The sequence below is a fragment of the Cryobacterium sp. BB307 genome (genome assembly GCF_012274275.1).
Taxonomy (GTDB): domain Bacteria; phylum Actinomycetota; class Actinomycetes; order Actinomycetales; family Microbacteriaceae; genus Terrimesophilobacter.
This window is the reverse complement of the sequence record NZ_JAANZA010000001.1, coordinates 163861-177993: the sequence shown is the minus strand read 5'-3', so window position 1 is coordinate 177993 and position 14133 is coordinate 163861. Positions and strand designations below refer to the sequence as shown.

The window sequence follows — 14133 nt, the reverse complement described above, 5'->3', positions numbered from 1 at the left end:
GCGATGACCGACACCGAGGCCATCACGCTGGGCGCGGAACTCGCCGACGAGAGCGCAGCGCATGACATCGCGAATGCGGTCAAAGGTCGTCGCTCGATCGCTCGCAAATACGTCCTGCGGGTCCGCCGCCGGCACCCAGAAGCGACGCCCTCCGAGGTGATTCGGATGCTTGAGCGCCACTACGGCGCCGCGATCAGTGCCGCAGGTGCCATCATCACGGCTGGCGCAATCGCCGCCGACGTCGGTATAGCGCTGATCCCAGGCGTCGGTGCCGCGACAGCCGGCGTCAAGAGTGCCGGCCAACTGGCTGCCAAGAAGGCCGGGAAGGAAGCCGCGAAGGCGGCCGTGAAGGTGGCAGCGAAGAATGTCGCGCTGGGCGCCGCGAAGACCGGTGCTCAGCGAGTCGCAGGGCTCCTGCCAGCGGGGGATGAGCAACTGCAGTTCGAGATCACCGCGATCTTCGCACTCGCAATCGCCGATGTCCACGGGATGGACCTCGATCAAGACCAGGCTAAGGCCCTCGTCTACGGCCTGACGAATGAACGGGTCAGCCAGCAGCAGATCGCGACCATGGCCACGGACGTCGCGAACGCAACTTCGGAAGGCGTCGTCGGCACCGGCCGCAGCATCGTCGCGGGCCGCACGGATTGGTCGCATTGGGCGAACACCCTCGCGGACGCGCTTCCCGGAGGGGCGGCTCAAAGCCTCGTGCGGACCATCCAGACGGGTCAGCTGGAGACTGTGCGCGAGAACATGAGTGGAAAGCAGCAGGCAGCCATCGAGTACGGAGTCGGAGCCTTGACCGGAGGGGTCGCGCGCTTCGTATTCGGTAGCGACGTCATCAAGTCAGCCCGAGTTGCGTTCGCCGATGCTCCAGACGTGTTCCCCGCACATCTGGAGCTGCCGCTGAGTGCAAAGGCAGACGAGGATGACGACGAGGCCGAGCCGAACCAAGCTCTCGCCGCTTTGCAGGACGCGGCGAAGTCGACGGGAACGTGGATCGCCGGCACCGCCAGCACGGTCGGAGGCGGCATCGCGACGGGTGCCGCCGCAGTGGGCGCGGGAGTAGCAAGCGCAGCCGGAACAGTCACGCGCCCGTTTCGGAAAGTCGACATCGACGGGGACGGGCTCCCGGATGAGCCGCGGGCGCTCACCACGGTCAAGGGCGTCGGCGGCTCCGTCTCCGGAGTGGCGGACGTGGTAGGCGAGCGGGTCGGGAAGCTGTTCAAGCCGAAGAAGCGCAGCTAGTCCTCACATTGGAAACTGCTTGTCAACCGCCTAGGCCTTGGGCAGCGGTCACCGCCGCCTGAACAACCGAGCCGGCTTGCCGACTGTGCCGCGCTCCAGTTCGCCGGTCGCCGCCAGCTTGGGTTCCATGAGCCGGCGGAACGTGTCTCGCCGCGGGATGCCGTCCGGATCGACTGCCTCGTGTAGCCGGCGCAAATCGAGCAGCGTGAAGGTGTCGGGCAGCAGCCCGGCGGGATCCGGTGCCTCCCGGTACTCGGCGCGCAGGCGATCAACCGCGAGCTTCAGGATGTCGTCGTGGTCGTATTTCAGGTCCTTCACGCTGCTTACCGGTTCGAGCCGCGCGTCGGCGAGCACAGCATCCGGTACCGCAACCATGTGGGCGATGGAGAGCACGCGACCGCGGTCGTCGCGGTCGATCGCGTCGAAGACGTGCAGTTGCCGTGGCGCTAAGCCCCGGATGCCGGCCTTGAGATCCAGGGATCGGCGCACGGCATCCGCTAACAACTCTCCCTCGTGCAGGAAGGTGCCGGGCAGACGCCGTGCGCCATCCTTCTCCACGACGGCTACACATAACCGCCCGTCCCGCACGGTGAGCACGGCGGTGTCCACGGCGACCGATGGCCGCCAGTAGTCGATGAGGCGTTTACCGTGGCTGTCCCTGTAGGCACTCATGGACCAATTGTCGCAGGTATGCCCTAATGTGTAGTTATCGCGAAAGTGCGCAAATATGAGCGGAGTCGGCATGGGCGAAATCGACGTAGCGGATGGCACCGAACCGGTGCCGCAATCGACCGCGCACGTCGTCACCGATCTCATGCGTGGAACACTCTCCGACGCGGACCGTGAGCGGTGGCTGAAGGCGTATGCCGGCCCGAATGATCGATGGACTGACGACGAGATCCTGCTTGCAATTGGGAGCGGCTTCGCCTGATAAGGCGAAGCCAAGAAGGAGAACAGATGAAGCTAGAACGAATCAACCGTGATCGCGCCGCCGGCGTGCTGTTGGCCTCCGCGTGCGGGGACGCGCTGGGCGCCCCATACGAGTTCAAGCCGCCGCTGCCCGACGATTCCATCGTCGCCATGACAGGAGGCGGAGCGTTCGGATGGGCGCCAGGTGAATGGACCGACGACACTTCGATGGCAATCCCCATCGCCCACGCTGCAGCGGAAGGTCTCGACCTGCGCGACGAAGCCGTGCAGGACCGCATCGTCGCTGCGTGGGTCTACTGGTCTCGCACCGCACCGGATGTCGGCATTCAGACGCGCGCCGTGCTCGCTGGAATCGAGCCGACGGCGTGGGCGGCGCGTGCATCCGCTGAGCGGGTGCACCGGTTGAACGGAAGGAGCGGCGGAAACGGGTCGCTCATGCGCACCGCGCCTGTCGCGCTGGCCTATTTGGACGATCCGGTCGCGCTCGCCGAGGCGGCACGGGCTATCAGTGATCTCACCCACTTTGAGGCGGATGCCGGCGATGCGTGCGTGCTGTGGTGCCTGGCCATTCGTCACGCGGTGCTCACCGGCGAACTGGACGTGCGTGTCGGGCTGGGAGCGCTCCCGCCCGATCGCGGCGACCTCTGGCTTGCGCGAATCGAGGATGCAGAGGTGCGCCTGCCCGCCCAGTTCACCCGGAATGGCTGGGTGGTCGAGGCGCTGCAGGCGGCGTGGTCAGCGATCGTGCACACCGACGCGACGGATGCCACGCACTTGCGCCGTGCGCTCGAGGCCGCGGTTCGGGGTGGGCGCGACACCGACACGGTCGCGGCGATAGCCGGCGGTTTGCTTGGCGCCCGTTGGGGCGCATCCGCGGTTCCGTCGTCGTGGAGCCGGATCGTGCATGGCTGGCTGGATCTGCGCGCGGATGACCTGATGCGCTTCGGAGTTCTCGCCGCCCAGGGAGGTAGCGCGGGTTCGGATGGCTGGCCGCTCGCGGAGCGCTTCGACTACTCGGGGTGGGGTGACGTGTCGACCCTGGTGCGGCATCCGCACGATGAAGGGGTTTGGCTGGGCGCTGTTGGGGCACTCGATGCGCTCCCCGACGACGTCGACGCGGTGGTGTCGCTGTGCCGGCTGGGGAGTGCGCAGATTCCGGAGCGGATCCAGCATCACGTCGCGCTGTGGCTGGTCGATTCGCCGGATGCCCTGGCGAACCCGAACCTGGAGTTCGTGCTCGCGGAGGCGGCGGAGGCGGTCGCGGCCTTGAGGGCCGAGGGGCGCACGGTGCTGCTGCACTGCGTACAGGCACAGAGTCGAACGCCAACGATCGCGGCGCTTTACGCAGCGCGGTACCTCGGTGTGGCGCCGGACACCGCGTTGCGTGAAGTCTGTGCTGCCCTGCCGAACGCTGGACCGAACGCCGCATTTCGTGCTGCGGTCACGAGGCTGGCATGAGGATGATGGCGCGGCGCTGTGCGGTCAGGGCACCATGCGCCCACCTTCGTACCCCACTTCGGGGCGATCGGGTATTTGTCATTGTCGAAGAGGCGCGGGCGTTGGTAAACATGACTCGAGGGGTCCCAAGCGGGCAACCGGATCGTCGCGCGTCCATGCGCAACCATCCGGCGATGTCGTCTCCGAACCGCGTAGGACCTCCGCGCCGTCCCGAGGCGCCAGGCAGTCGATGGACTTCGCGGCGAGGCGTTCTGTTCGACTGGTCAAGGGGGAAGTGTGAGCGAAGTAACGATCGAAGTCGAGGTCGACGAGGTCGTGTCGTTTGCGGCGGCCTATAACGGGCGTCCGCTTATCAAACACCTCAGCGTGCGCTCGATCGTCGCTGAGCAACTGGTCGATGTGGAGATAAGTGCCGAGCTCGTCTCGGCCGGACGCCCGCTTGCGCAGCAATGGAGCGTCGCACTGCCGACGCTTGGACCAACAGCCACGACTTGGTCCATGCAAGATCTCCGTTCGTTCTCCCTGGACGCAGACGCCATGCACGACGTGCTTGAGGTGCAGCATGCCGAACTCGTGATTCGGGTCAGGCAGGCCGACCAGGAACTAGCCACCGTTCGGCGACCGGTACAGGTTCTCGCAGCGGGCGGGTGGGTTGCGACAGACCAGGACTCATACCTCAATTTGGCAGCATTCGTCACTCCGAATCATCCCGCTCTTCGTCCGGTCCTCGAATCCGCTGCCGGGCGGCTTGCCGATGCTGGTTACACCAACGGCCTTTGCGGCTATCAAGCCGGACCGGGATACGCCGACGCCATGGTTGAGGCGCTCTACGAATCAGTTCGCGCGCTGCAACTGACCTACTCGGACCCGCCGCCCAGCTGGGATATGCACGTGAACGCGACCACGGCTGGTCAGCGTGTTCGAACCGCCGCTGAGGTGCTTGACGAGCGGGTGGGAACATGTCTCGACACGGCGACGTTGATGGCGGCCTTGCTCGAGAATGTCGGATTGCGTCCGGTTCTAGTCGTCATACCGGGGCACGCATTCGTCGGATATTGGCGAAAGGACAGATCTCCGGAAGTCACGTTCCCAAGTACTGTGAACCGCATCGCAGACACGCTCAACTTCGTCCAATCGGGTGAGCTCGCATTGTTTGAGACGACCACCCTATGTGGTGGTCCACACAGCGAGTCATTTGGCACGGCGCGACAGCGAGCCAACGCGAATCTCGACGACCGGGCGGACGGACTCAGCGTCGTTTTCGAGGTCAAGAAGGGGGATAGGTCTCAGTTTGTCGACATCGCCGAAGCCCGTCTGAACCAGCGCATTCTTCCAATCCCGTCGCGCTATGCGCGCCCTGACGGCACCGTCGAAATCGTCGAGTATCGACCGCAGGACCTCACTATCAGCCTCCTGCAGAAAGCGATCGCAGAAGGACAAGGACAGACTCGGATCGGTGTTCGCGCGGACGACGCCCCGTATCGCGTCAAGCGGTGGAAGGACGCGCTGCTTGATCTCAGCTTGAGGAATCCCCTCATTAACTATCGATTCCCAAGGCACTCGAGCGTGACGCTTATGCTTCCAACGGGCAGCCTTGGCGTCATCGAAGACCTCCTGCAGAGTGGTGTCGATCTCCAACTCGGGCCTAACGGCATTGTCCGCGGAGACGAGCAATATGAGTTCTCATCACGCAGAATGGCTGACGCCGATCTGGCGGACCTCCTGGAGCGTGAACTGGTTGCCAATCGCACAGTACTTACCGACGTGCACCCGGACTCCTTCGTCAACCGGATGCGACGAATCGCGTCCGCCGCTAAGTCTGTGATCAACGAGACAGGTAACAACAACCTGTACCTCGCCCTCGGCATGGTGGTGTGGGAGGTAGACAACGCAAAACGGCAGGAAGTGAGCTCGCCGCTCATTCTCGTCCCGGTGACGATCAAGCCTGTGAATCGATCACGACAGTTCATTCTTCAACTCGATACAGCGAGCGCGATCACGCCCAATTTCTCTCTCGCAGAGAAGTTGAAGCAAGACCTGAGCCTCAGCCTGCCGAAGCTCCTCGAACCCGAGCTGGACGACGCCGGCATTGACATCGACGGCCTCTTCTCGCACGTCCGCGAAGAGATCACCAAGGCAGGTCTATCCAAGATCCGCGTTGACGACGTTGCAAGCATCGGTTTCTTTGACTTCAGTACCTACCGGCTGTGGCGAGACCTCAGTGATAACTGGCCGACGCTGTTGAAGAGCCCGCTGGCTCGTCACCTCGCGGAGACGCCCAGTCTCGAGTTCACGGATCCGGCAATCGGAGAAGCCGCGGACGAGTCGGACCTCGACGATCTTGCTGCTCGACTACCCGTACACTCGGACGCCTCTCAAACGAAGGCCGTTCAGCGTGCAATTCGCGGCGAGACTTTCGTGCTCCAGGGGCCACCCGGTACCGGCAAGTCGCAGACGATCACCAACATGCTTGCAAACGCCCTTCACACTGGACGACGTGTGCTCTTCATCGCCGAGAAGCCCGCCGCGCTCAACGTTGTGAAGGATCGGATCGAAGCGGTCGGACTCGGCGCTTTCACACTGGACCTTCACGACAAGGCAATGCGCCCAGCTGCGGTTAGACAGCAGCTCGCAGCAGCGCTCGATGCCACGTCGTTTGCGGATCGCGTCGCGTTCGAGACAGCCCACAACGAATTGAGTCGATCGGTCACGCCGTTGCGCCGGTACCCGGAGCGGCTCCACGCCCGGGGTGTGCTCGGGGAGTCTGCTTACTCGGCGCGAGACAAGGCACTTGCGCTCGGCGAGGGACCAGCACTCCCGATCCCGCGCTCATTCCTCAACAGTGCAGACACCGAAATCCTGGGACAAGTCCGCATCCTGTTGGGTGACATAGTTGATGCCGGCACGAATGCTGACGTGGCTTCGAAAAATCCCTGGTCACTTTCTCGACTCCGCACGGAAGACCTCGGTACCGAGAGACGTCTGCAAGTGGCGGCGCTCCTGCCGGACCTTCAAGCGTATTACGACTGGCTTGCCGGCAACCAACTCGGCAGGGAACTGCTGGATGGCATTGAGGACCTCGATGAGCTTCGACATGTCGCGGGCATATCTGGCGACACGCTCCCGGCACTGGCCGACATTGACGTAGCCAGCACGCCCGAGGCGATTGCCGCGCGTGCTTTGCTCACTCAGGCAATTGACCGCGTGTCTGCAGGTCAATTGCCACCAGGCACTGGTCCAGAGACCTATAGCGCGCCGTCTGCAACTTTGAAAGCAGCAGCAACCACGGCGCAATCCAGCTTCTTCATCGGAAGAAAGAAGCGAATTGCCGCGGTGTGCCGCCAAGTCAGTGAGTACCTTGTGCCTGGTACCGAGGTGCTCCCCGAGAACCTTGACTCACAACTCACCAGCATCGAAGAGCTCCAAGCGGCGGGCACCGCCGTTCTCAATGCAGCACGCGACGTCCCTGGCCTTGAGGTTCCTGACAACGCCAACCCGCTGGAGGCATCGGTACAGGCTGACATACTCGCCTTCATCGCCAACCGCGACGAAGCGGTGGCATTCGCGTCGCCACTACCGACGGCGGCGCGGCAACGGCTCCGTAGCCTGCTCGCTCAGGCGCCCGCGGATGTGGTCTCACGACTCGGGCTGCTCGGCACGTCGATCGACAACCTCCTCGCTGCGATCGACGCCGATGACAAGAGCATCGAACTCTGGCGCGGTGACAGGAACCTGGCCGGTTTGGTCTCCGAAAGAATCGACCAGTGGTACCGGGACGGACGCGACCGCGGACTGATCCAGCTTCAACGATGGAGTGCGTTGCGAACGGTCGCCGGACGGATAGCTGCCCTCGGTCTTGAGGATGCTGTCTGGACGCTAGTGCGGGGAGCGGTTCACTATCGTGACGCCCAGTCCGCATTCGACCGCGGGTTTTATGCCGCAGTGTTGCAACGCCAGATCGATGATGAGAACCTCGACTCCTTCGATGGACCGGCCCACGATGCCACAGTTCGTTCCTTCGATGCGGCGTCGGAGTTGCTTCGCTCCATCGCGCCAGGCATTCTCGGCGCGGACATGATCGAAACCCGAGGATTCTCGGGCTCTGTGACTGTGGGCGCGGTCGGCGAACTCAAGCGCGAACTGACGAAAACACGGGGTGGAAAACCCATCCGACGACTCATGCTGGACCACTGGCATGTAATCTCGCGCCTGACCCCTTGTGTGCTGGCGAGCCCAGACTCCGCGGTCCGATTCCTCGATGCGGGCCTGGAGCCCTTTGACCTTGTCATCTTCGATGAGGCATCGCAGATCAAGGTTCCTCATGCCATTGGGGCGCTCGGGCGAGGCCGATCCGCCGTGATCGTCGGCGACTCGAAGCAGATGCCGCCGACATCCGTGGCGCAGGTCTCATTCACGGATGACGGTGAGGAGGAACAAGAGGGCGATGAAATTGTGCGCGACGAGGAGAGCATTCTTACCGAATGCGTACAGGCCAGGGTTCCCGAACTCATGCTCTCGTGGCACTACAGGAGTGAAGACGAATCCCTCATTGCCTTCTCCAACAGCGAGTACTACGACGGAAACCTGAGCACCTTCCCCGCATCTTCGGCTCGCCTCGATGACAAGGGAGTGTCGTTCGTCAAAATCGACGGTCAGTTCGTGCGGCCCACGACGAGTGAGCGAGAGAGCTACACCGTGGGCGGACAAACGAGACGAGCCCCGGAAGGCACGAACCTCCGGGAAGCGAAGGCGATAGTCGACGAGATCGGGCGTCGGGTGCATGACCCCAAGCTGCGCAACAGCAGCATAGGCGTCGTCACGCTCAACCAACCACAGCAGAAGCTCATCCAGTCGTTGCTCGAGGACGTTGATGATGACGTGCTCCAAGCAGCGTTGAATGACGGGCCGGACGGTGAGGAAGTTCTGGTTTGGAACCTGGAGAGCGTGCAGGGTCATGAGAGAGATGTCATTCTCTTCTCGATCGCCTTCAGCAAGAATGAGCGGGGTGTAGTCCCACTCAACTTCGGGCCGATCATCCACCAAGGCGGGCAGCGACGCCTCAACGTCGCGATCACGCGTGCGCGCAAGCAGGTGATCGTCTACTGCTCCTTCGAGCCCGCGGAGCTACGGGCGGACCAATCGTCATCGCAAGGGTTGAAGGACCTCCGAGCGTATTTGGATCTGGCAAGGAACGGAGCGCAGACATCAGGGGGGCTGTCAGCCCGCACAGTACGGCCACCAGATAGACACCGCGAATCGGTGCTCAGCGCTCTGAACGCTTACGGAATTGATGCAGTAGCTGAGGTCGGTCTGTCTGACTTCAAGGTTGATATCGCGGTCCGCGATCCTGAAGACCCCAGCCGGTATGTCCTCGGCATCCTCCTCGACGGTGAACGCTGGTACTCGCGCGCCACCGTAGGGGACCGAGACGCGCTGCCGGTCTCGCTCCTGCGTAACAAGATGGGCTGGCCGGCGGTGGAGCGTATTTGGATGCCGACTTGGCTTCGCGACAGGGAGGGGGAACTCGAGCGAATCAAGAGCGCCGTTGACCGGGCGCTGTTCGAGAGTCTGCAGGGCGTGACCGGGCATTCTGCTACGTCGGAAGGCAGAGTAGCGCCCGCACCGGGCGCTGCGATGGGCGAGCCTGTCGCCAAGCTGGCGACGACTTCGTCTCTGGAGCCTGCGGCTATAGACCATGCGTCTCCGGTGGCCATCGCGACGCGCACCGAAGAGCGATCCTCTTTGCCAAGCGGCGCATTTCACGCTGTGCCGGAATGGTCGGCTTGGCCGATTCAGGTTATCGGGCAACCGTATTACTTGGATCAACTTTTCGATCCGCCTACGGTTGCGATTGTTCGCCAGATCGGCGTTTCTATCGTTGCAGTGGAGGGACCCGTCGAGCCTGGAAGGTTCGCTCGTCTGATCGGCCAATCATGCGGCATGCAGAGGGTCACCGCCAAGCGAGTACAGGACGTTCTCGCTGTTCCCCAGCCAGAACTCGTTCGCGACAATGAGGGGTTCTTCTACCTGTCATCGACCGGGCCGGATGCACACGCGGGTTGGGCGAGGTCGCAACCAGGTTCGGGCCGCCCCGTGGAGGAGATCAGTTTGGTTGAACTCGTGAACGCAATGCGGGACGTGGCAACGGTTGGGCTAGGTGCGAGCCGCGAGGAACTGGTCCGCTCAACCGCGCTGGCATTCGGCATCTCCCGGGTGACCGCGGGTATTCGGAAGAGGCTCGACGCTGCCCTCGAATCCGGGGTGGCCCGTGGAGTCCTAGGAATGAGCGGCGACTACGTGATTGCGTTATAGGGAAGCAGTGTCGGTGCTCACCAATACATTGGTCCAATGAGACTCCTTCACACCTCTGATTGGCATATCGGACGCACGTTCCACGGGCATCCGACCACCGGCCATCTACGGGAAGTGCTGGACGCACTTGTGACCGTCGTACGGGACAACCATGTCGACGTTGTGCTTGTTGCTGGGGATGTGTTCGATTCAGCGACCCCAGCCGCCGAGTACTACGAGGTGCTGACGGATGTTCTGCGCGAAATTCGCGGGACCGGTGCCACTGTCGTGCTCACCAGCGGCAATCATGATTCCGCGACCCGCCTCGGCTTCCAATCCGATTTCGCGTCTCTCGCGGGTATTCACGTGGTCACCCGACCGGAGCTCCACGACAGGCCGATTGAGCTTTCGGACGAGCACGGAAATGTCGCCATCTATGGCATTCCGTTTCTTGAGCCAGCACTTGTGAGACACCGGTATCCGGACGTCGAACTCCGAACTCAGGCAGACGTACTGCGGATGGCGATGGACAACATTCGCGCGGATGTCCGTGAACGCGGAACTCGTTCGGTGGTTCTGTCGCATTGCTTCGCAGCAAACGTTGGTGCCCCGGATCTTGATCATGAACGCGGCATGGTTAGCCAAACTCCGGGACTCGAGCGTGACCTCACCGCGGGCGGACTCGACGTGGTACCACTTAGTACCTTCGACGGGGTCGACTATGTCGCACTTGGGCACATCCACGGCCGTGCGCAACTCAGCGACAGTGTGCGCTATAGCGGCGCGCCCCTCCATTACTCGTTCAGCGAAGCGGCAAAGCCACGAGGTGTGTGGCTTGTTGACCTGAACGCTAACGGTCTCGCCGGGGCAGAATGGGTTGACCTCCCAATCCCCCGTCGGCTCAGCGTGCTTACTGGCACTCTCGATGAACTCCTCGGTGACCCTGCGCTTGCGAACTACGAGAACGATTGGGTTTGTGCCTTCCTGACCGATCAGGCAAGGCCGCTGGACGCAATGCGCAGATTGCAGGCTCGGTTCCCTTGGTGCGCGCACCTGGAACACCGTCCCTCGATCGTGACCGAGGCATCCGGAGCAACGTACGCCGAGCGCCTTCGCCTGAAGTCGGACAGCGAGATCGTCGACGGATTCCTCGAGCATGTCCGGAACGGGGTCGGGACTACAGTCGCCGAGCGCGCCGTAATCGCGGCGGTCATCGCCGAACGAAGTGCCAGGGAGGTGGAGGCGTGAGGATCAACAGGCTCGAGATCGCGGGATTCGGACCATACAAGGGCGTGCAGCACGTCGACTTCGAAGCCTTCGCCGATGACGGCATCTTCCTCATAGCAGGCAAGACCGGCGCGGGAAAGTCCAGCATCCTCGATGCGGTGTGCTTCGCGCTCTACAACGCGGTTCCGCGGTTCGACGGCACGCAGGCGCAATTGCGCAGCCACCACTGCGACATCGGTGAGCCGACGTACGTGATTCTCGAGTTCACCGTCGGCAGCACTCGCTATCGAGTGAAACGGACACCCGAATTCGAGCGGCCGGCGCTGCGGGGCGGAGGTGTGACCACCCAGAAGGCGGAGGCGGAGTTACACAGCTGGGAGAACGAGCAGTGGGTAGGTATCGCCGCCCGGGCCGTCGACGTGGGACACGAGCTGGCGCGCATCCTAAGTTTGAACAAGGACCAATTTCTTCAGGTGATCCTGCTCGCACAGAACCGATTCCAGGAGTTCCTACAGGCGAGGAATGACGAACGGCAAGCGGTACTGCAAACGCTGTTCGGCACAAGCCGATTTGAAGAGTACGAGAAGGCGATTGTCGAGCGGAGCAAGGTGCTTTCCGCTCAGTTGGAATCCACTCGAGTGCAGGTCGAACGCGACGTCGAGACTGCCGTTGCTCTCCTGGGTGAAAACGCCGGGTCAGTCAGTGCGGTATCGGCGGGAAGCGAGGAGTGGTTCGAAGTTGGGAGCGCCGTGCTCGGCGACAAACTGCGCGCAGCCACCGACGCGGTTTCCGCTGCCCAAGAGAAGTTCCAGGCCGATGACGCTGCTCATCGCGAGCTTGTCGAGCAGCGGGACAGGCAGCAGCGCCGCAACTCTGCACGGGCCCAACTCCACCAGCTGGAACTAGAGGGCGAAGAGATCAACGCTGCTCGTGAAACTCTCCGACTGGGTCTGCAGGCTTCGGGCGTGGCGCCTCACTTGGCCGCGTTGGAGGCCGCAGACGCCGTATTGGCCGCAGCCGAGAACCGAGAGAAATCAGAACGAGAGGGTTACGGATCCGGCGGTGACGCTGCCAACGGCGAGACGCTTGCACGGGAGGTAGACGACCAATCTCGAGTGCTCGGAACCCTCGAAGACGTCATTGGTGATGAGGTGGCCCTCCCCGAAATCGAGACCGAATTGGCAGTTCTGGAATCGCAGCTAGAAAGCCTAAGGACGGAACGAGACCGTAATGCCGCCCCTTTGGTCGAGCTCCCCGGCCTGATCTCCGCTGGCCTGGAGACCCTAACCGAAGAAAGGGTGGAGGCGGCTCGTGAATCGGACGCAAGGGAACTGGAAGCACAGCTTCGCAAGAAGCGCCTCGCTGCTGACAAGACGACTGAGCTGGGGGGTCGGCTCGAGGATGCTCGTCGAGCTGAACTAGAAGCGAGTGCAATCCACTCGACCGCAGCGAATTTCCTGGAAGAGCTGCTGATCCAGCGAATGCGCGGCTACGCTGGCGAACTTGCCCGCGACCTCACCCCCGGAGAAGCCTGTCAGGTATGCGGTTCAGTCGAGCATCCAGCCCCGGCTACGTCTGACTTTGACGTTGTCACGGAAGCCGACATCGACGCGGCTCGCATCGAACTCGATAGGGCAAAGGCAGCACTGGAGTTGGCCACGGCTTCTGCCCGGACTGTCAGCGAAGATCACGCCGCATCGATCGCCGCATCCGGTGGCATGTCGGTTGACGACCTCGAGGGTGAATTGCGCCTCGCCGTTGCCGCGCTCGCCGCTGCGGAAGCTGCTAAAGCGCGAGTCACGCTGCTTGAGGAGAAGCAGACAGAGCTGACAGCGGAAATTGAGCAACTCAGCGCTGGCGACGCCGTCCTGAACGAACGGCTACGGGAGGCGGAGACTGGCCGCGCTGCTGCAAAGGAACGCGTGAGTGCATTGTCTACGCGTGTTCACCGGCATCGAGGCGACTTCTCAAGTGTTTCCGAGCGGGCTGCGGCGCTCCGGACACGTATCGCTGTCGCGAGGAGTCTGGCCGAGGCGATCGCCGCACGTGAGGACAAGATTGCGATTCGTTCATCGGCGGCCGAGTCCGTACAAGTCGAACTCGAGAAGACTGGATTGACGTCGCCTGAGGCTGCCTCGGCCGCTTTGCTGTCGGCGGAGCGCCAGAGCGAGCTGGAAACTCGCATCCTGGAGCACGAGAAGGCCAGGGCGATCGCCACGGCGACGCTGGAGGACTCCGAACTACAGGGTTTGCCGGACGAACTCGTCTCGCTGGACGCAGCAGCGCTCGCGGCGGCCGAGTCCCGAGGCTCGCTGGAACGAGTTACCGAAAGTCGCGGCGGTGTCCAAGAGCGGCACGTCCAGTTCGAGAATTTACTCGTGAAGGTTCGCGCCAGGGCAGCCGAATCGGCCAAGATCAGTGCTGAATACGAAGAGATAGCGAGTCTCGCAGAAACAGTTCAGGGCGCGGGCGCAAACACCAAGAGGATGCGTCTGGAGGCCTACGTACTGGCCGCGCAACTCGAAGAGATCGTCGCGGCAGCCAACGGTCGCCTTCGCACAATGACGGCGGGTCGGTACGAGCTTCAGCACGATGACAGCGTGCAGTATCGGAAGGCGCGATCGGGTCTTGGACTCGCCATCCTCGACCAGCACACCGGCAGAGCGCGGGCAACGCATTCGCTGTCGGGCGGTGAGAACTTTCTTGCCTCGCTAGCACTTGCTTTGGGTTTGGCGGAGGTTGTCACAAACCAGGCTGGTGGCATCACCCTTGACACGCTCTTTGTCGATGAAGGATTCGGTTCCCTCGACGGTGACACCTTGGAGATCGCAATGAGCACTCTTGACAGTCTTCGAGCGGGTGGTCGGACGATCGGACTCATTAGCCATGTCGAGGCGATGAAAGAGCAGATACCCGCGAAGCTGACGATCCGAGTGGCCGACGGTGGCTGGAGCGAGATCGTGCAGGTCTGATGCTCGA

General features: G+C 62.7%; 7 protein-coding genes. 6 read left to right on the top strand and 1 reads right to left on the bottom strand.

Annotated elements, in window-relative coordinates; genetic code table 11:
- Window positions 1–3 precede the first annotated feature (3 nt).
- Window positions 4–1248 carry a hypothetical protein gene (locus tag HGK58_RS00775; protein WP_168625664.1) on the top strand — a complete coding sequence of 415 codons (1245 nt, stop codon included), beginning with the start codon at window positions 4–6 and terminating at the stop codon, window positions 1246–1248.
- Window positions 1249–1296: 48 nt separating this feature from the next.
- Here the strand turns inward: HGK58_RS00775 and HGK58_RS00770 are convergent, their stop codons facing one another.
- Window positions 1297–1920, bottom strand: coding sequence for an NUDIX hydrolase (locus HGK58_RS00770; RefSeq protein ID WP_168625663.1), 624 nt, complete (start codon window positions 1918–1920; stop codon window positions 1297–1299).
- A gap of 70 nt (window positions 1921–1990) precedes the next feature.
- On the opposite strand from HGK58_RS00770, the gene HGK58_RS00765 reads away from it, so the two are divergent.
- The 5 genes from HGK58_RS00765 (at window position 1991) to HGK58_RS13980 (ending at window position 14126) form a co-directional block, all read left to right on the top strand.
- On the top strand, window positions 1991–2179 hold the full coding sequence (locus tag HGK58_RS00765) for a hypothetical protein (protein ID WP_168625662.1): 189 nt from the start codon (window positions 1991–1993) through the stop codon (window positions 2177–2179).
- A gap of 26 nt (window positions 2180–2205) precedes the next feature.
- A complete protein-coding gene (locus HGK58_RS00760; RefSeq protein WP_168625661.1) occupies window positions 2206–3636 on the top strand; it encodes an ADP-ribosylglycohydrolase family protein in 1431 nt (476 codons plus the stop codon).
- 276 nt (window positions 3637–3912) lie between these two features.
- Entirely contained in the window at window positions 3913–9948 is a 6036-nt protein-coding gene (locus HGK58_RS00755; RefSeq protein ID WP_168625660.1) for a DUF4011 domain-containing protein, read from the top strand.
- Window positions 9949–9984: 36 nt separating this feature from the next.
- Window positions 9985–11175: an exonuclease SbcCD subunit D gene (locus tag HGK58_RS00750; RefSeq protein ID WP_168625659.1), complete on the top strand. Its 1191-nt coding sequence runs from the start codon at window positions 9985–9987 to the stop codon at window positions 11173–11175.
- Window positions 11172–14126: an SMC family ATPase gene (locus HGK58_RS13980; RefSeq protein ID WP_168625658.1), complete on the top strand. Its 2955-nt coding sequence runs from the start codon at window positions 11172–11174 to the stop codon at window positions 14124–14126. The genes HGK58_RS00750 and HGK58_RS13980 overlap by 4 nt, the downstream gene beginning before the upstream one ends.
- Window positions 14127–14133: the final 7 nt, after the last annotated feature.

Excerpts from the sequence above, each read along its gene's own strand:
- HGK58_RS00770 (WP_168625663.1), bottom strand. The coding sequence starts at position 1,920 with ATGAGTGCCTACAGGGACAGCCACGGTAAACGCCTCATCGACTACTGG.
- HGK58_RS00775 (WP_168625664.1), top strand. The coding sequence starts at position 4 with ATGACCGACACCGAGGCCATCACGCTGGGCGCGGAACTCGCCGACGAG.
- HGK58_RS00765 (WP_168625662.1), top strand. The coding sequence starts at position 1,991 with ATGGGCGAAATCGACGTAGCGGATGGCACCGAACCGGTGCCGCAATCG.
- HGK58_RS00750 (WP_168625659.1), top strand. The coding sequence starts at position 9,985 with ATGAGACTCCTTCACACCTCTGATTGGCATATCGGACGCACGTTCCAC.
- HGK58_RS00760 (WP_168625661.1), top strand. The coding sequence starts at position 2,206 with ATGAAGCTAGAACGAATCAACCGTGATCGCGCCGCCGGCGTGCTGTTG.